Raw genomic sequence first — 18,008 nt, 5'->3', positions numbered from 1 at the left:
CATCTGCATCCATCACTTCGGATACGCAAGCTCCATTTTCGTCAAATGATCCTTGTGACCCACAATGATCAGCACATCTCCAGCCTCGATCCGGTCCTCCGCGTACGGGGAGATGTTCATCGAATTCCCACTGCGAATCGCCATCACGTTACAACCGAAACGTGCACGGATATTTAATTCCATCAGGTTCTTACCGATCATTTGCTCGGAGGCTCTCATCTCCAAAATGCTGTAATCCTCAGATAACTCGATGTAATCCAGTATATTAGGCGAGGTCAGATGATGGGCTACGCGCAGTCCCATATCCCGCTCAGGATAGATGACTTTATCTGCACCAATCTTCTGCAATACCTTACCATGAAGCTCATTTTGAGCTTTTACGATCAGCACTGGTACTCCCATATCTTTTAATATCAGGGTTGTCAGAATGCTCGCCTGAATATCTTCACCAATCGCCACAACGACAACGTCGAAATTTCGTATGCCCAGCGCACGCAGCGCTTCTTCATCTGTTGAATCTGCCGATACCGCATGGGTCACCACATTGGACATTTCCTGAGTCCGCTGCTCGTCCGCATCAATTGCCAGCACATCGAATCCCATGCCACTCAGTGCATTGGCAACACTTGATCCGAACCGTCCCATCCCAATTACGGCATACTGTTTCTTGGCCATTAGGGTCTTAACCTCCCGCTGCACTTCAGCATGACGCATCATTACGGATACCCATGCTAACGTAAATAATCCTTCGTAGTATACCACAAAGCCCGATAAACTTGAATGCGCTCGCGCTTCCCAGGGAACAGTATTAGAGCAGCCGAATATACGAGGAGGGAATTGCGATGCCCATTACATTAAGCCTGCGTGAAGCGATTGTTCATAAAGTTCATGACAAGAGTGATGATCAGCTCCGGGAGATGATTGAAGGTTCAGTAGATGGACCGGAAGCTGCATTACCTGGACTTGGCGCCATTTTCGAGATGATCTGGAAGAACACAGAACCTGCCAAGCAGGAAGAACTCATTCAAATCGCGCAGGAGCATCTGCACACCATTCCCGTTCAACCGCTTCGTTAATCGAAGCATTGGAGGGTAAGGTAACCATCATTACGTTTGTTCTGTCTGCAAAAGAAAGCTTTCCCTTATTCGGCTGGATCATACCCGCCTCCAGGTAAGGTGTATAGCAATAGATCCCTCCGCCAATCGGCGGAGGGATCTTATTTTTAACAAGCTCTATCTCATCACATGAGCTTGTCACGTTTAACTAACCTTTTAACAATCCCACGAAATACTTTTGTCTTTACTTAAGGCGCAGTCTCCAGGAATTCAGCTGTAGGATTTTTATCCATAGCCGTTCTCATTGCGTACTCATTTTCGAAGAGCACCACATAATTCCCTTTTTTATCTTTTACAAGTGCAGAGTTAATCCGGAATTTGCTTGGGTCCAGATTCTCGTCCACAATCCAGCGAGCGAACTGATAAGGCATGCGCTGCAATTGCACGTCTACCCCGTACTCGCCTTTCATCCGGTATTCAAATACCTCGAATTGAAGTTGACCAATTACGCCGAGGATTGTCTCGTCGAAACTTGCCGTCTGGAACACCTGAATGGTTCCTTCCTCCGTCAACTGATCAATTCCTTTTTGGTACTGTTTATGTTTTAACGCATTTTTCACAGTAACTTTGGCGAAAATCTCTGGTGAGAACGTTGGCAACTCCTCAAAGACCACCTCGCTGCCTTGACTCAGTGAATCACCAATCCGGAAGATACCCGGATCGAACAAACCGATAATATCGCCAGCATACGCTTCTTCCACAATATCCCTGTCTTGTGCCAGGAATTGCTGTGGCTGTGACAGCTTGATCTCTTTGCCCACACGAGTATGCTTCACACTCATTCCACGTTGGAACTTGCCTGATACAATTCGCAGGAACGCAATACGATCCCGGTGTGCCGGGTTCATATTCGCTTGAATCTTGAACACATAACCGCTGAATTTCTCATTCGTTGGCTGAATCTCTCCTGCCGTACTGCGACGTGGTTCAGGCTTCGGTGCCAGTTCAAGGAAATTCTCCAAGAAGGTCTGTACGCCGAAATTGTTGATCGCACTACCGAAGAAAATAGGGGTCAGTTCGCCGCGTTGAACTTTCTCCATGTCGAATTGGTCGCCCGCGATATCCAGCAACTCCAGATCCTGACACAATTGATCATGCAGGTATTCTCCTGCCATCTCACGGATAATTGGATCTTTGTAGCCGTCTACCTTTTGTACTTTAATCGTCGAGTGATCGTCCCCTTGGAACAATTCCACCTGATTTTTCATCCGGTCATAGACACCGCACAGCTCGCGACCTGTACCAATAGGCCAGTTCATCGGAACCGAACGAATACCCAGTACATTTTCAAGTTCTTCCATCAGGTCAAATGGGCTTTTACCCTCACGGTCGAGTTTGTTGATAAACGTAAAGATTGGAATGCCACGCTTCGCACACACCTGGAACAACTTGATTGTTTGGGCCTCGACACCTTTTGCCACGTCAATCAACATCACCGCGCTATCGGCAGCCGTCAGTGTACGATACGTATCTTCACTGAAATCCTGGTGACCCGGTGTATCCAGAATGTTAACGCGATGATCCAGATAATCAAATTGCATTACGGAAGAAGTAACCGAGATCCCCCGTTGTTTCTCAATTTCCATCCAGTCACTTGTTGCGTGTTTGCTGGCTTTCCGAGCCTTTACCGTTCCCGCAAGGCGAATCGCGCCCCCGAACAGCAACAGTTTCTCGGTCAATGTAGTTTTACCCGCATCCGGGTGAGAGATAATGGCAAACGTCCGGCGTTTGTCCACTTCCTGTTGAAGAATTTCATTTGCAGCTTTGCTCATAGGTTTAATCCCTTTCGTCCGTTCATTCACGTTAATCCGGCATGGCCGGTCCATCATTCAATCTTTATGCAATCCGGCGAGGCCGGTTGATTGTACACGAGTTTTTACGTACTAGGTATTTACTCACTAGATTAATTTTACACATTTACAATGGAGTTCATCCTCCTCAAATCTGTGCTTTCATGCATACCGTGAACTGCTTCTTAACCCAACTCTCCTATTGTACCATAATCTGTACTGAAAATAACCGATTACTACCGCAGATTCTTCTCTTTTCACTTGCAAAAAAAAGCACCCTTCAGCCATTTTCCATGGCATCCAGGCACTCCTCATTCATTTTTATTTTTCGGGTTTAGAAAATCAATGCATCCAGCGCGTATTGTCCGCCACCCGTCAGGGCCAGCGCTACACCAATCACCAGAATCGCGAGATTATATTCGAATCCGTTCTGTGTGGACCAGTAACCGTTCGCACCATGGACTTTCACAATCGCAATGACCATCGTCAATGCAATCAGAATGCCACCTACTGGTGTAAGCAGACCCAGAGCCAACAGCAATCCGCCACCGAATTCCGCAAGTCCAGCCAGTAACGCCACCAATGCACCAGGCTTCATGCCCATCGACTCAAACCAGCCGCCTGTACCCTTGATCCCGTAACCTCCGAACCAACCAAACAGCTTTTGAGCCCCATGCGCCATGAACGACAATCCAATCACCAAACGAATCAACAACAACCCTACATCCAACATCATTTTCTTTTTCCTCCATTCGATATATACAAAATAGTATTCTTAGATTAAAGATATTATGCATATTTTTTTCATGATTCTCTTTGTCGCAAACCCCTTCAACTGGTTTACATTTTATCTCATGAATGATAACTTATCCGAAACGTTTGCCCGAATGAAGTTTGTCATTTGCGTAACTCTTTAACTCATGTGTTGAGTATAAGTTACATACTTACTTTTTGTCAACAACTTAATTTAAATTACTTGTTTCCTTATGATGGATACCTACCTTTCCCCCGCTAAAAAGCCTGGGTACACCGCAAAATTTGCGATTTCCCCAGGCTCAGTCATCTTGTGTATATTGTTAATGCCCTTACCCTAACCATTCACTTGCCAGATCACGCTGTCCTCGTCCTGACCATTCACCGGCCACCAGTGGAATCCGTCCTGCTCCAGTAGCTTATCTGTCGCTTCTGGCCCCCATGTTCCAGCAGGGTACGTATGAAGCTCTCCCTGATTCTGTCCCCAGGCTGCTGCAATCCGATCCACAAAGGACCAGGCTGTTGCCACTTCATCCCAACGGGTAAAGTACGTAGAATCCCCCTCTGCAGCATCGTGCAGCAGACGTTCATATGCTTCAGGCGAGTTAATTCCAATCATGCAGCTCTGACAGAAATCCATTGCGAGTGGCTGAATCTCGGAATCTGAGCCTGGTTTCTTGGCATTGATTTTGATATATATGCCTTCCATCGGATTCACCCGAATAACCAGCAGGTTCGGTTCGAGCTTATACTTTTTCCCAAGGTACACGTTGTTTGGCATCGACTTGAACTCAACTACGATCTCGGTTGTTTTCACCGGAAGACGCTTGCCTGTCCGAATGTAGAATGGAACACCCGCCCAGCGGAAATTATCCACGAATACACGTGCTGCAAAATAAGTCTCCGTATTCGACTGTGGATCAACCTTGTCTTCCTGGCGATACCCCGGAAGCTGCTTGCCACGGTACTCCCCTTCGGAATACTGTCCCCGCACAACGTTGTTGCTCACTTCATCATCCGAAGTAAAGGCTCGCAATGAGCGCAATACCTTCACCTTCTCATCCCGAATATCCTCCGGGAACAGGCGACTTGGTGGCTCCATCGCAATCATCGTCAGCATCTGAAGCATATGATTCTGCCCCATATCACGCAGTGCACCGGAGTGATCATAATAACCGCCACGTTCTTCCACGCCTACTGTTTCACCGAGCGTAATCTGAACGTTGGCAATATGTTTGTTATTCCAGAGCGGTTCAAAAAAAGCATTCCCGAAGCGGATCACTTCGATATTTTGCACCATCTCCTTGCCCAGATAATGATCAATCCGATAGATTTCCTCTTCACGGAATACCTCACGAATCTGCTCATTCAGATGTTCAGCGGATTGCAGATCATAACCAAATGGTTTTTCGATCACCAAACGGTTCCACCCCTGACTGTCCAGCATACCGCCGTCCCGCAAACTGTACGAGACACTGCCAAACAGCTCAGGCGCCAGTGCCAGATAGAACAGCCGGTTCCCCGGCGTGTTAAACTTTGATTCCAGATGCTCCGTCTGCGCACGCAGCTCTTTGAACCCTTCCACATTATTGATATCCAGTGCTTTGTATTCAAAATGCTCGACAAAAGCGTTCCACTCATCAGGTTCCCCCGCTGGATAACGGCAGAATTCCTTAATGGATTCATAGATGTCTTCCCGGAATTCTTCTGGGGACCTCGGACGACGTGCTACGCCAATAACCGCAAAGTCTTCTGCAAGCTTGCCTTCGCGGTAAAGACTGTAGATAGCCGGAAACAGCTTCCGGCGGGCCAAATCACCCGTTGCTCCAAAAATGAAAAATACTGCGCCTGGTGTCTGTACTTCATCTTGCAATTGTTTTTCAACCATGGGCTCCTCTTTCTTCCGGGAAGATAACCTTCATGCTCTCCCCGAGCTATGTAATGGTGTTATATATGCACGACATACAACTGTCAATTACCAGCAAGTTCCTTCTTGGATGTGATGCCATTTTAGCATATCAACTGAATGGATGCACTATTTCAAACTCATTTTTCTGATAAAGATTCTCAATATTGGGTCCCAATTCATGAAAAATTCATCCCTTAATATTCAATCGTAATCACCGGAAACCCCACTGTAATTCGATTATCGACCTCTTCCCCAACTTGGTGAACTGCCAGTTGCATATTCAACATATGCGAGCCACTCTTGATCGACAATGGCAGCTCAGCCGCCTTATAAGAGACACTTGCAGTGCCTGCATCTGTATAACGTTCGACGGAGGTGATATCCACCTTTATGGACAGCTGTTCTTCGATCAGTTCCAATTGCTGACTCGCATCATGTTCAGTAGCAGTACCTGCTGTACCTTGCACAGACATATTCCAGGTTGCCTTCATGCCTGAATCTACAAGCAGTTGGCCGATCTGTTCATGTACTGTCATTAATGCCTTCCGATCCGTGTGGGCATCCCCTGAAAGTTGTACGATGGCGTAGTAGCCGTTATCTCCTGTCTCGACGACATTAACCAACATCCCTGTTGCTCCAGTAGCCTCATTGACAACCATCTCACTGCGATACACATCATGGCCCGTCTGGCGTACCCGCACAGGTGGTTCAAGCCCCAAGTGACTTGCCAGTAACACGGCCTGCGCTTGTGCATCTCCCTTGCCTTCTCCTTGCCATTTAATAACCAGACGATCAACATTATCAATCATGCTGTCAGCAGTATCGATTAACTGTTCCAGTTGGGCTGCTTTGGGTTCGTTTTTCTCTGCGTATACCTGTGTCACACCGATAAGAATAATGATTGCTATTGCCAATATACCTGCTGTTATCCAACGATTTAACATTCGAATCCCCCGCTCTTTCTTGCATTCTATGAATCTATCAACAGCATGCCCCTTTCCCACATTACCTATACTTCTTCTGAACACAACAAAAAAGCCCCACCCGCCACATGCATGGCAGATCGGAGCTTTCCATTCTCTATAACTTCCGCACATTAATGCACGGTTCTTTGGCTTAATGATGTTATAGCATATAGTTCTTGTTATTACTCTGCAAGTCCGTTTTTATAAGCATAGATCGCAGCCTGTGTACGGTCGTCTACGCCCAATTTTGCCAGTAGGTTGGTAACATGGAATTTGACCGTCTTGATACCAATGATCAGATCATCAGCGATGTCCTGATTCGATTTACCTTTGGCGAGCAACCGGAGCACATCCATTTCACGGTCTGTCAACTCATCATGCAAAGGAGCTGCTGCCTGTGGCTGCCGGAACCGATTCATCATTTTCGAAGCCACCTGTGACTCCAGAACGGATTGTCCGCGAGCGGCTGCGCGAATCGCATCTGCCACTTCATTGGCTCTTGATGTTTTCAACAGATAACTGAATGCGCCTGCTTCAATGACAGGATACATTTTTTCATCATCCAGGTAACTGGTCAATACAATGACTTTGCACTCCGGATACATTTTAAGTACCTGACGAGTAGCCTCAATGCCATCCATTCCTTCCATAACCAGGTCCATCAGAACAACATCAGGCTTATATTCCTGTGCGAGCCGAATGCCTTCTTCTCCACTACCTGCTTCACCAACAACTTCAATTCCATCTTCGGTATCCAGTACCGCTGCAAGACCAATACGTACCATCTCATGATCATCCACGAGCAATACTTTGATCGACGTTTCCGTCTCCGTTTCGACTTCCGGTTCCATTGACATGTTCTTCCTCGCTTTCATCGTTCATCAAAGGTATCGTAATCTCAATCCGCGTTCCCTTACCAGGCGCTGTTACAAATTGTATGGCTCCGCCAATCTCCGTAACACGTTCACGCATGTTAGCCAGACCGTAGGAAGCTTGTTTATTCTCATCCAGATCAAAGCCTTGCCCATCATCACGAATCAATACCCGGATCGCATCAGTACGGCGCTGGATCCGTATCTCCATTTTTTCCGCTTTTGCATGTCGTAATGTATTGGACATAGCCTCCTGGACGATTCGAAACAGATGATTTTCGATGCCTTTGATCAGATCAATGTCTTCGTCCATTTCGAACACAATGTCCATGGGTACTTTGGTTTTCAGTTCCATCACCAGATCACGCAGACCTTGTTCGAGATGTTTACCCTCCAGATAGACTGGCCGCAGATGTAACAGTAGCGCACGCATCTCGGACTGAGCTACCGAAGCCATCTCCTCAATCAAAGCCACCTGCCGCTGAGCACGTTCAAAATCCTTCTCCATCTTCCGTCCAACGGCCGTTGCTGTCATGGATATCGCGAACAATTGCTGCGATACCGCATCATGCAGTTCCCGTGCCAAACGCTGCCGCTCTTCCACAATAGCCGTAATTCTGGCTTGTTCAGCAAGCTGTGCATTATGAGTAGACAATCGCTGGAGCGAAGATACCTGATCTTCCCACTTTTTGCCGATTCGTCCGAGTTGGTCACTTAGACGACCCACATCATCATCGCCCAGATCAGGTACAGTGCGTGATAGAGAGCCCTTCTCCCACAGTAGAAGTGTTTCCCGCAGCAGTTCAAGCCGGCGTTTAACCCGGTAACTCTGATAGAACCCAAAGACCGCACCGATTCCAATCAGAAGCAGCAATAAGGCCAGACCCGATTGAATCAGATGGCGCCAGCCTGTAAACGGAGCAAGATAACCATATGTATACAATACATACAAAATAACAGCGAGCACAATGAAAACCAGGAGGATCCCTTCACCCATACTTCGGGTTACCATGTCGGTATGTCGTTTTGTCTTCATCGGGGTCTCCTCCTTCTCTTCATCTATATTACTACGGATTACTGATGCTTAGGTCGCCAACTATATAAGAAATGACAAATTTTGCTTTATGTTCACTGGATTCATATCCAGGTGTTCTCCATACTAATTTGTTCATCATACCGCTATCTTGTTCTCCAAGAAGATTAATCCGGCCGAAAAGAACCGATGCTTCAATCTCCACACCATAATCTTCTGGTAGCGTAAGGCGAACATTACCCATAACTCCTTGCAGCAGCACAATTGTTTGTTTCTCCTCCGGAATCGAAAGAGATAGATCGGCGTTAACCTCACCTATGGCATGCCACAGACTCATACTACGTAACGTCCAGGATGATTGATCCCAGTAGTACCGAGCCATGAAATTCTGTTTCTTCATAACGCCTTCGTCCAGATGAATCTTTTTGTTTTTTGAATAAAAGTAAGCTAACGATGCCAGTACAATCAAAAATACAATCATTAAATTATCCAGCAATAACAGTGCCGCACCAATGCCAAGATACCGATGACCTTTGCGGGTATCCCCATTGCGGACTTGAAGCATTCCAACCGTTAACAGAATCAGTGCGGCAGCGGTCAGGAAATTAATATTGTCATTCAATAACATCATTGTGCCAATAATCATAATGACAACTGCAAGCCATTTACTCTTTTGATTCATCCCCGCCGCACCTCCTCTGTAAGTTAATCTCTCTTTATTCAACGGAAAAGCCATACCAGGCAATGAAGTCCTGTATGGCTTAACTTTTGTTCTACCAACCGTACATTATACACGATTTATAGAATATCATATTGTCCACTAAGCGAACAGTTATTCTTTTGAAGTTCCGTTCGCTTCATTCTTGGAACCATTGCCCATTTTGTTCTTGAGGGCTTGTAATTGCTGGTCCACTTTGAACTGTTTTTCCACATCTACAGGATTTGTGTACGTGGATGATGTGTTGCGATAAGGTGCACGAGCTACGTCAGCTTCAGCTTCCAGCTGCATGATTTTCTCTTCCATGCGGTGGAATCCAAGTGATGCGCCGCCACTTTCGATCGAATGCAAGCTGTTGATGGAAGACATTTGTTTTTTGGCTTTTGCCATTTGTGCACGGGATACAAGTTCATTACGTTTGTTACGCATTTTGTAGAACTCATCTTTCATATCATGCAACTGTTGCAACAGATCTTTTGCTTGTGCTTCGGACTGTGCATGCAGTTCGCTGTACTCCGTAATTTTTTGATCAAAGTAGATTTTCTCTTCCAACAACTTGCGTGCCACTTCTTCCTGACCGTTAGACAGAGCAGCTTCTGCTTGGGACTCACGTTGTACCGAAGTACGCTCTGCTTCATCCAAACGTTGTTTCATGCGACGCTCATTTGCCATTTGTTTGGCAACAGTTACCTCTGCCTCATGAATCTCTGCCTCCATATCACGCAAGTACTGGTTCAACATTACAATCGGGTCCTCTACTTTATCCAACATATCATTTACCGATGCTTTCGTCATATCCTTAATCCGTTTAAATACTCCCATTTTACTTTTCTCCCTTCTCGTAACGAGATAATTTTTGGCGAAGCTCTTCAACTTCTTTTTTCAGTGCTTTTTTCTCGATATCTTTCATCATGGAATCAAGTTCACTTTCTTGCGATGCACCTGCTCCGTAGGCGTTGTTGTCATAAGAACGCGGACCAGATTGGGGTCTGCTGTTGTATCCAGGGCCGGGACCGAAGTTACCAGGACCTTGTTGGTTGTGATTATTTTGAAAAGGACCTCTTGGTGGCTGGTGATCATAGTTGTTGTATCCTCTGCCAGGACCAGGGCCTGGGCCCGGACCGTAGCCATATGGATCATAAGGCGGATACGGTTCTTTTGGTACCACCAGTGCTGCAATAAAGTATATTAACAACGACGTGCCGCCAGTTACGAAGATACTGATAACAAAGATGATACGCAGCAGGGTGGAATCCATTCCGATGGTTTCGGAAATTCCGCCGCACAAGCCGGTTAACATCCGGTCACGCGTTGAGCGGTATAATTTGCTCATGTGCTTGCTCCTTTCGTTTACTTATATCCTCTTACGTTGGAATCATAAGCATATGGATCAACGTGATTGGATTCCTTTGGTACGACCAATGCAGCGATGAAGTAGATCAACAATGATGTACCTCCCGTAGCGAAAATACTGATGAAGAAGATGATACGTAGCAGCGTGGTACTCAATCCGAGATTTTCAGAAATGCCGCCGATCAAACCTGTTAGCATTCGATTACGCGCCGAGCGGTATAATTTACTCATGTGACTACTCCTTTCTGTCATTGTTCAATTTCTGTCTTAAGCGCTCCAGTTCCTTATCCAGCGTAGAGGATGACATGCTGCCAGTCACTCCTGAACCATCTTGATTCATCCGCCGGATATCGCGGAGACTTTGTGCTTCATATTCGAGATCAGAGACTTGATCATCCAGTCGGTTAAACATACGGGGTACATTCTGACCGTTGTGGTTGCCTCTCTGGTTCATACGTTGTTGTAACTGAATCGTCTGCATACGAGCGTAGTAATATTGGCGTTTGCTGTATACATTCTGATATTCAACCTTCAGCTGGTCGATCTGTTCATCCAGCTCCTGTAATGCCGCATAACTTTGTGCATACAATTCATTGTACTGTTCCATTTTTTCCTCGTGGAGGATTTTCTCCTGCAAGGCCAGCTTAGCGAGATGTTCTTCCCCTGCTTTCAGAGCCATGGAAGCCTGCTCTTCCCGTTTGTTCACCATACCTGCTGCCTGATCGGCTTGTTGTTTCATTTGTCTGGTATGGCTTGCATATTGATGACGAAGTTTCTCGGCTTCACCGATGTCTTGGCGGGTCGAGACCAGGAACTGATCAATCAGTTTGACTGGATCCTGACTTTGCTCCAAATGTTCGTTCAGATTGGCTACGGTAATATCCCGCATTCGACGAAATACACTCATTATGTTCTGTCCCTCCTTTTCATAATCGTGAAAGCTTAGTACCGACCACGACGACTGCGGTTATTGCTTAGCATTGAGATACCAAAGATGATTAACCCGATCGCGATGATCGGTCCGATCAACCATGCCAGTTTACCCATCAGTGAGATGATACCGATGATGAGAACAATCCAGCCAAGCATCACATTCCCTCGTTTAACTCCGTAATATCCCAGTGCAATCATCAGGACCGGAATCAGATAACCCATTAAGTGTCCAAGAAGTGGAGTTAACTTTCCGAAGAGGAGTAGTGCTCCCAGCGCAATCAATACAATCGCCCAGCCATTTCCCTTATTCAATCTCATAATTGTTGTTCACCGCCCTTCCATTCGTTCGTTTTAATGTGTTGAGTCATTTGTTCGTTTGTTTCTTGTTTTTTGCTTCTGTGTTTCTTGTTTAACCTTATGTCCTTATTCTAGGGGATTCCGCGACTTTTCAAAACAGACCGTGGACGGTTTTTCATCCTAGACTCAGGTCGGGGATCTAGTTGGACCTTTGACTGTCCCTATATAAGACCAACGTTCCACCTAAGCTGAATAGCACTCCAGATAGCTTCTATTCCCCGTATTCAGGCTCTACTTCACCCGATATCACCAGGTAGAGAGAATGATGTCCATGTCTCTATTTACGTTCACACTGCAATTTCGTTTCTCATGATTCCGTATTGGATAGTCAGTCCAAGCCGTTTCTCTAACCTTTTCTGCAAAATCATCTATCAGCAATCCCTTATCTCCACTTCTATACCCTCTCATAAAATTACTTATTTATCCAAATAAACAAAATTTAGATTGTTCTATATGTAAGCGTTTACTAAAATAGAAAGTGTTACTATTTCTAATGTCAGGGGTGGAACTGAAACTGTGCGACCAATCAGCTATCTCCATAAAATGATCATCTTCGGAATCCTGTTAAGCACCCTGCCCATTTTGTTAACGGGAATTGCCGCATTTATCTATTCATCAAACCAAACTGAGCTGCATCGTATGCAGGCCAACAGACAGTTGCTGGAACAAATGCAATCCAACGTAGAACACAAACTCGCTACAGTCAGTTATATGCTTGATCAGGCCGTTCGCTCTCCAGTAACCCTTCGTTCCCTGTCTGCTTCTTCTTCACTAGAAGGGAAAGGACCTTTGCTTGCCGACAAGCTGCAGAGCGAATTTCAGAATATGAGGTCATGGGAACCTTTGCTGGATATTACTCTGGTGAATCAATCTCAGAATTGGCTTATTGATCATGCCGGATTATATCGTAATACGGATTTTCCACTGGCTCTTCCCATGAAGGAATTGATTTCGGATACGTTAACTTCTGGATGGCAGCTCTCCCCTTCATCGGTATTCAGTAATGATGAGCGTTCACCCGGTACAGGCTGTATCTATCATATTGCCCTTGCGAGATCTATTCCGAATCTGAATACGTCTTCCGATGCTGCCCTGATTGCGGGAATTCCTGCATGTTCTTTGCAAAATACACTAGGCGAAGCCTCCTTAGGCAATGCTGCCTCAGGACTGATCATTTTGAATCGGGAACAACGTATCTTGGTGCATCCCGATCCTGTATACATTGGACAACCGTTGTCTGCCATTGGATTACAGGATCGGGATACGGAAGCCAACATAACCAAGCTATCACCCATCACATTTTCAACGGGTTTTGAAAAACGGGAAGTTAAGATCGCCGATACACATTATTCTCTGACGTATAGCCCTTCTACCTTAAAAGGATGGACTTATATTCTAATCTCACCTACCAATATTCTGACACAAGAATATATCGATATCGGATTACACACCTTGTATATCAGTATCTTCTTACTTTTACTTTCATTATTACTCGCCTGGCTCGGCTCCAAGCGAATGCATGTCCCGATTCGTATACTTTTAACCCAACTTGGTGACAACCACCTGTCCAAAGAAGGAAACACGGTAGCTCAGCAATCACCACCATTTTCTGATGAGTTCGAACAGATCAGAGCAGGGGTCTCACAATTATCTGCTTCTCGCTCCCAATTAGAGAACACACTTAATGTGCATCTATTGCAGATTCGCAATCATTTTATGATGAATCTGTTCCAGGGTAAGATCCCTGTTCATACTCTTCATGGCACCCTGAATGAATATGGCTACACGCATCAGGTTCGGGAATGGCAACAAATTGCTGTTATTACACTACAGGCCGATCTTGTTAATCATACAAAATATAGAGCTAGTGATCGTGACCTCTTATTATTCGCTATTCAAAATATATTGGAGGAAACGGTTGTGCATAACCAACAATTGCTTCCCATTGTGCTGGAACATACGGTAGTCACGGTGATTGGGACCGTTGAACAGGATCAGTTTATTTTTTCACAGCAGCTATATGTATTAACAGAGCAGTTACAACAACAGATGGATAAGATTCTGGCTCTTCAAGTCAGTATAGGTTTCAGCCAGCCGCACAGCTCTCTACATCACATCCCTCAAGCTTACACAGAAGCCATGGAAGCACTGAGGCATCGGATGAAGCTGGGAACAGGCATTATTTTTCAATATGAGAACATAGATCATTACGCTCCCACTTGGTCCATGACCTACCCGGAATCATTGGAATATTCGTTGATCCAAGCTATTCAAAATGCGGACGAAGTCCAGGCCTCTGCTCTTTTGCAACAACTGCTTGAAGTGATCTTTGGTATGGAGGTTACACCCGAGGAGTATGAGGTGGCTCTTACGAGGCTACTCACACATATTTTGCAAATGACTCAGGAATCCGGCATACGACTCGGACAGATCTCCCAAGGTCGTGGCTCGATGTTTCATGAACTTCATAGTTTGCAGTACGCTGCTGAAGTTGAGGATTGGTTTAAACATCAAGTCATCTTGCCCATCATCCAGGTTTTTAAAGCAAGACAGTATGCCCAGTATCAGCATATATCTGAGAAGATGATTGCCATGATTCATCAAGATTATGATAAGGATCTGACGCTTGAGGAATGTGCCTTGAAGCTTCACTACAATGCCAACTACTTAAGTAGTGTCTTCCGCAAAGAGACAGGCTGTGCATTTAGTGAATATCTGACCAAGTACCGATTTAATATCGCTAAAAAATGGCTGGACGAAAGTGATCTAACCGTTAAAGATATCGCAGCACGACTTCGGTACAACAATCCGCAAAACTTTATCCGATCATTCCGTAAATGGGAAGGAATCACCCCCGGTCAGTATCGGGAGCGTAAGCAAAAAGCAGAAGTGTCGAACAGAAATTAGAAAAAGGAGCACGATTGTAAGTCGTACTCCTTCGGCCAGCTTGGACACCTCTCCATATGGTTCCCCGAACAAGGCTCGGACCTGTGACAACTCGATTAACCGTCGAGTGCTCTACCAACTGAAATATCATGGAATATGCTTCAGAGATCATTCTCTGAAAACTAGGTCTGTGTTTTGCTTTTCGTTGTCTCGATGTTTGAATAAAGATTGGCTTTAGCCATGTGCAGTCTCATGAAGCAGCTTAACATCTTCAAGTAACCGAAGATGTTGTTTAGTATAGTCAATTAATTATTCGCTTCAAAAAAAGAGGGAGCACATATCTGCTCCCTTCACTTACAATTTCATTTCTATAATCTTAACTTCATATGTTTCACACGTGCATCTTCTTGTGGTGGCGGTGCAATGCTTGCTAGCGTTACCTCAGACGTAAGACTAAGTTGCCACGTCTCTATTCCTGATCCTCAGACCGTACGCAGCTTATACGATTTATCGTTTATCCTTAGTGCAAACTGTTTTCATATTGGGCTGCTCAAGTTGAATTAGAATTTTACCAAACCTTGCTCCGTGTGAGAAGGTCACCGTACTATCCTTGTATGTATCTCGGATATACTTCTCAGCCAATCTGAGAGAATCTTCATCCGATGGTAACTCATACGTATTAAGCCATTCTGGCAGCTTCTCTACAACATCTTCCACCGGTACTTCAAATGAGTTAACTTCTCTCGTAATGATCATGGTGTATGAATACCCCTTCAAATACAACAATTGTTGAATATAACCCATATCACCGGCCTTATATGAAGAAGTTACCCCCAGTATATCCTTAAGTTCATCCATTAGTGTGTGTTCCTTCTGTCCCGCCATAGTACTTATATACACATACTTCCGGGCACAATTGATCGCCTGCTCGATCGTTTCCCAATCCGACATCGCCGGACACATGGATGCAAATGCAAAGTCATATTTCTTCTCCCAGCCTTTATCCTGAATAGAGATTTCCTCATATCGTTCGTTTACGATTTCGATTTTGGATTCCAGAGCTGAAGGTATCGTCTCTTTCATAAGGGAGACAAGCAACTCAGAAGGCTCAACTGCGGTCACACTTGCACCCTTCTCCGCAAAAGGAATGGTAAATATGCCTGAAGCGGCTCCAATGTCCAAAATGGATAACCCTGCGAATTCCACACCCTGATTCTCAATCCAGCCCATAATGCGCTCAGAACGCTGCTTTCCTTCTTCAGTGAACGACTGTGCATGATAATCCCTGGCCCAGCGCTCAAAAACTTCTTCTGTATTAACGGGGGTACTATTCTTCTTATATTTTGAATTTCTCGGACGATTCTTCCATGCCTCTTCCCATACAGAAAGATCAAATAAGAGATCGGTATCCGATACATTTTTTCCATTAGTCACTCTACTTCACTCCTTTATATTAAAGACTTTACTTATCTACAATATACTGAATATAATCATACGTCAATCTTTATTAACGTCCAACTATCCTTACAATACAAAAAAGCAATTTATATAAAATAAAAATAGCCCTACACATTGCATAAGCAACATGTAGGGCTATTCAATATACCGGCGAGAGGACTCGAACCTCCACGGTTTCCCACTCGATTTTGAGTCGAGCGCGTCTGCCATTCCGCCACGCCGGCATATGCTGGAGGCGCCACCCAGATTCGAACTGGGGATAAAGCTTTTGCAGAGCTGTGCCTTACCACTTGGCTATGGCGCCATATTTTGGAGCGGACGACGGGAATCGAACCCGCGACCCTCGCCTTGGCAAGGCGATGCTCTACCGCTGAGCCACGTCCGCATAATGGCTGGGGATATAGGATTTGAACCTATGCATGACGGAGTCAAAGTCCGTTGCCTTACCGCTTGGCTAATCCCCAATAAAAAATAAAAAAACAAAGGGGCGATCGAGGGGAATTGAACCCCCGAATGCCGGATCCACAAACCGGTGCGTTAACCACTTCGCCACGATCGCCACAAAAGGTTATTTTCTAAAAAGTTAATTGGCAGGGGCAGCAGGAATTGAACCCACACCAACGGTTTTGGAGACCGTTGTTCTACCTTTAAACTATGCCCCTAAAAACTGGTGGAGGATGATGGATTCGAACCACCGAACCCGTACGGGAGCAGATTTACAGTCTGATGCGTTTGGCCACTTCGCTAATCCTCCAGGATTACATGGTGCCGGCGAGAGGACTTGAACCCCCAACCTACTGATTACAAGTCAGTTGCTCTACCAGTTGAGCTACACCGGCATATTAAATTGTTTTAAAAATGGTGGCTCGGGACGGAATCGAACCGCCGACACGAGGATTTTCAGTCCTCTGCTCTACCGACTGAGCTACCGAGCCATAATAAAGTCTAATCTTAATTCCTTACACTTTATATAGGGCACCAGTGCCATACAGCAGATGTAGTGAACAGTTTGCCTCATGTAAAGATTAAATGGCGGAACCGACGGGATTCGAACCCGCGATCTCCTGCGTGACAGGCAGGCATGTTAGGCCAACTACACCACGGTTCCAGATCACTTTCTCAAAGGAAAGTATAATTGCGGGGGCAGGATTTGAACCTGCGGCCTTCGGGTTATGAGCCCGACGAGCTACCGGGCTGCTCCACCCCGCGTCGTTATAAAGTTTATATGGTGGAGGCTGAGGGGATCGAACCCCCGACCCTCTGCTTGTAAGGCAGATGCTCTCCCAGCTGAGCTAAGCCTCCGAACAACACATTTATGATCATATCATAATCTTGTTGTAAAAATCAACTTCTTTTTTTGAAGTTATTATGACCCGTAGGGGATTCGAACCCCTGTTACCTCCGTGAAAGGGAGGTGTCTTAACCCCTTGACCAACGGGCCTTAATATTATGGCGGAGAGAGAGGGATTCGAACCCTCGAGACGCTTGTGACGCCTACACGATTTCCAATCGTGCTCCTTCGGCCAGCTCGGACACCTCTCCATATGGCTCCCCGAACAGGGCTCGAACCTGTGACAACTCGATTAACAGTCGAGTGCTCTACCAACTGAGCTATCAGGGAATATGCTTCAGAGATCGTTCTCTGAAAACTAGATTCGAAACGAAACATGCGAATTATCACTTGCTATTGGATAAGCCCTCGACCGATTAGTACTGGTCAGCTCCATGCATTGCTGCACTTCCACCCCCAGCCTATCTACCTCGTCGTCTTCAAGGGGTCTTACATACTGGGAAATCTCATCTTGAGGGGGGCTTCACGCTTAGATGCTTTCAGCGTTTATCCCGTCCGTACATAGCTACCCAGCG

At 45.6% G+C, this 18,008-nt stretch carries 16 protein-coding genes, 15 tRNA genes and 1 rRNA gene; 2 read left to right on the top strand and 30 right to left on the bottom strand.

Annotated elements, in window-relative coordinates; genetic code table 11:
• Positions 1–12: 12 nt before the first annotated feature.
• The gene (locus tag ACE04G_RS21710; protein ID WP_076211287.1) at positions 13–714 is read right to left on the bottom strand and encodes a potassium channel family protein; all 702 of its coding nucleotides are present in this window, start codon (positions 712–714) and stop codon (positions 13–15) included.
• Between the two features lie 128 nt (positions 715–842).
• On the opposite strand from ACE04G_RS21710, the gene sspI reads away from it, so the two are divergent.
• On the top strand, positions 843–1,076 hold the full coding sequence (gene sspI, locus ACE04G_RS21705) for a small acid-soluble spore protein SspI (RefSeq protein ID WP_036673259.1): 234 nt from the start codon (positions 843–845) through the stop codon (positions 1,074–1,076).
• 227 nt (positions 1,077–1,303) lie between these two features.
• Here sspI and ACE04G_RS21700 read toward each other — a convergent pair whose 3' ends face one another.
• The 12 genes from ACE04G_RS21700 to ACE04G_RS21645 all read right to left on the bottom strand — a co-directional run bounded on the left by ACE04G_RS21700 (position 1,304) and on the right by ACE04G_RS21645 (position 11,759).
• Complete coding sequence (locus ACE04G_RS21700; protein ID WP_221823680.1) at positions 1,304–2,887, bottom strand: peptide chain release factor 3; 1,584 nt, start codon at positions 2,885–2,887, stop codon at positions 1,304–1,306.
• 352 nt (positions 2,888–3,239) lie between these two features.
• The gene (locus tag ACE04G_RS21695; RefSeq protein ID WP_024634146.1) at positions 3,240–3,638 is read right to left on the bottom strand and encodes a DoxX family protein; all 399 of its coding nucleotides are present in this window, start codon (positions 3,636–3,638) and stop codon (positions 3,240–3,242) included.
• Positions 3,639–3,995: 357 nt separating this feature from the next.
• The gene (zwf, locus tag ACE04G_RS21690; protein ID WP_221823657.1) at positions 3,996–5,546 is read right to left on the bottom strand and encodes a glucose-6-phosphate dehydrogenase; all 1,551 of its coding nucleotides are present in this window, start codon (positions 5,544–5,546) and stop codon (positions 3,996–3,998) included.
• A gap of 215 nt (positions 5,547–5,761) precedes the next feature.
• On the bottom strand, positions 5,762–6,511 hold the full coding sequence (locus ACE04G_RS21685; protein WP_221823659.1) for a YwmB family TATA-box binding protein: 750 nt from the start codon (positions 6,509–6,511) through the stop codon (positions 5,762–5,764).
• Between the two features lie 203 nt (positions 6,512–6,714).
• The gene (locus ACE04G_RS21680) at positions 6,715–7,383 is read right to left on the bottom strand and encodes a response regulator transcription factor (protein ID WP_091020933.1); all 669 of its coding nucleotides are present in this window, start codon (positions 7,381–7,383) and stop codon (positions 6,715–6,717) included.
• Positions 7,325–8,440 (bottom strand): sensor histidine kinase, encoded by a 1,116-nt coding sequence (locus tag ACE04G_RS21675; RefSeq protein ID WP_221823661.1) that lies wholly within the window; start codon positions 8,438–8,440, stop codon positions 7,325–7,327. Before ACE04G_RS21675 ends, ACE04G_RS21680 begins: the two co-directional genes overlap by 59 nt.
• Before the next feature lie 31 nt (positions 8,441–8,471).
• A complete protein-coding gene (gene liaF / locus ACE04G_RS21670) occupies positions 8,472–9,119 on the bottom strand; it encodes a cell wall-active antibiotics response protein LiaF (protein WP_091020935.1) in 648 nt (215 codons plus the stop codon).
• A 150-nt stretch (positions 9,120–9,269) separates the two neighbouring features.
• Positions 9,270–9,977 carry a PspA/IM30 family protein gene (locus tag ACE04G_RS21665; RefSeq protein ID WP_017692315.1) on the bottom strand — a complete coding sequence of 236 codons (708 nt, stop codon included), beginning with the start codon at positions 9,975–9,977 and terminating at the stop codon, positions 9,270–9,272.
• A gap of 1 nt (position 9,978) precedes the next feature.
• The gene (locus tag ACE04G_RS21660; RefSeq protein WP_449003627.1) at positions 9,979–10,488 is read right to left on the bottom strand and encodes a PspC domain-containing protein; all 510 of its coding nucleotides are present in this window, start codon (positions 10,486–10,488) and stop codon (positions 9,979–9,981) included.
• Between the two features lie 17 nt (positions 10,489–10,505).
• Complete coding sequence (locus ACE04G_RS21655; RefSeq protein WP_017692313.1) at positions 10,506–10,739, bottom strand: PspC domain-containing protein; 234 nt, start codon at positions 10,737–10,739, stop codon at positions 10,506–10,508.
• A 4-nt stretch (positions 10,740–10,743) separates the two neighbouring features.
• The gene (locus ACE04G_RS21650; protein ID WP_017692312.1) at positions 10,744–11,415 is read right to left on the bottom strand and encodes a PspA/IM30 family protein; all 672 of its coding nucleotides are present in this window, start codon (positions 11,413–11,415) and stop codon (positions 10,744–10,746) included.
• A 35-nt stretch (positions 11,416–11,450) separates the two neighbouring features.
• The gene (locus ACE04G_RS21645; RefSeq protein ID WP_017692311.1) at positions 11,451–11,759 is read right to left on the bottom strand and encodes a LiaF transmembrane domain-containing protein; all 309 of its coding nucleotides are present in this window, start codon (positions 11,757–11,759) and stop codon (positions 11,451–11,453) included.
• A gap of 555 nt (positions 11,760–12,314) precedes the next feature.
• Between ACE04G_RS21645 and ACE04G_RS21640 the strand changes: the two genes are divergently transcribed.
• Positions 12,315–14,705 (top strand): helix-turn-helix domain-containing protein, encoded by a 2,391-nt coding sequence (locus ACE04G_RS21640; RefSeq protein ID WP_221823664.1) that lies wholly within the window; start codon positions 12,315–12,317, stop codon positions 14,703–14,705.
• A gap of 486 nt (positions 14,706–15,191) precedes the next feature.
• Here ACE04G_RS21640 and ACE04G_RS21635 read toward each other — a convergent pair whose 3' ends face one another.
• From ACE04G_RS21635 to ACE04G_RS21555, 17 genes are all read right to left on the bottom strand, one after another.
• The gene (locus tag ACE04G_RS21635; RefSeq protein WP_221823665.1) at positions 15,192–16,118 is read right to left on the bottom strand and encodes a class I SAM-dependent methyltransferase; all 927 of its coding nucleotides are present in this window, start codon (positions 16,116–16,118) and stop codon (positions 15,192–15,194) included.
• 169 nt (positions 16,119–16,287) lie between these two features.
• A tRNA-Leu gene (locus ACE04G_RS21630) sits at positions 16,288–16,366 on the bottom strand.
• Positions 16,367–16,372: 6 nt separating this feature from the next.
• A tRNA-Cys gene (locus ACE04G_RS21625) sits at positions 16,373–16,446 on the bottom strand.
• 6 nt (positions 16,447–16,452) lie between these two features.
• Positions 16,453–16,527: transfer RNA gene (locus ACE04G_RS21620), tRNA-Gly, on the bottom strand.
• Between the two features lie 4 nt (positions 16,528–16,531).
• Positions 16,532–16,606, bottom strand: a tRNA-Gln gene (locus ACE04G_RS21615).
• A gap of 22 nt (positions 16,607–16,628) precedes the next feature.
• A tRNA-His gene (locus ACE04G_RS21610) sits at positions 16,629–16,701 on the bottom strand.
• A 29-nt stretch (positions 16,702–16,730) separates the two neighbouring features.
• Positions 16,731–16,804: transfer RNA gene (locus tag ACE04G_RS21605), tRNA-Trp, on the bottom strand.
• A gap of 6 nt (positions 16,805–16,810) precedes the next feature.
• Positions 16,811–16,896, bottom strand: a tRNA-Tyr gene (locus ACE04G_RS21600).
• Between the two features lie 9 nt (positions 16,897–16,905).
• A tRNA-Thr gene (locus ACE04G_RS21595) sits at positions 16,906–16,981 on the bottom strand.
• 20 nt (positions 16,982–17,001) lie between these two features.
• A tRNA-Phe gene (locus ACE04G_RS21590) sits at positions 17,002–17,077 on the bottom strand.
• A 95-nt stretch (positions 17,078–17,172) separates the two neighbouring features.
• Positions 17,173–17,250: transfer RNA gene (locus tag ACE04G_RS21585), tRNA-Asp, on the bottom strand.
• A 27-nt stretch (positions 17,251–17,277) separates the two neighbouring features.
• Positions 17,278–17,351: transfer RNA gene (locus ACE04G_RS21580), tRNA-Met, on the bottom strand.
• Positions 17,352–17,368: 17 nt separating this feature from the next.
• Positions 17,369–17,444, bottom strand: a tRNA-Val gene (locus ACE04G_RS21575).
• Positions 17,445–17,511: 67 nt separating this feature from the next.
• Positions 17,512–17,583, bottom strand: a tRNA-Glu gene (locus tag ACE04G_RS21570).
• A gap of 9 nt (positions 17,584–17,592) precedes the next feature.
• Positions 17,593–17,684 (bottom strand) — tRNA-Ser (locus ACE04G_RS21565).
• Between the two features lie 3 nt (positions 17,685–17,687).
• A tRNA-Asn gene (locus ACE04G_RS21560) sits at positions 17,688–17,763 on the bottom strand.
• 66 nt (positions 17,764–17,829) lie between these two features.
• Positions 17,830–18,008: ribosomal RNA gene (locus tag ACE04G_RS21555) — 23S ribosomal RNA — on the bottom strand; the annotation flags it as partial.

The sequence above is a fragment of the Paenibacillus sp. AGC31 genome (assembly GCF_057334655.1).
The sequence above is the reverse complement of the archived record's forward strand: the minus strand, read 5'-3'. Positions and strand labels throughout refer to the sequence as shown.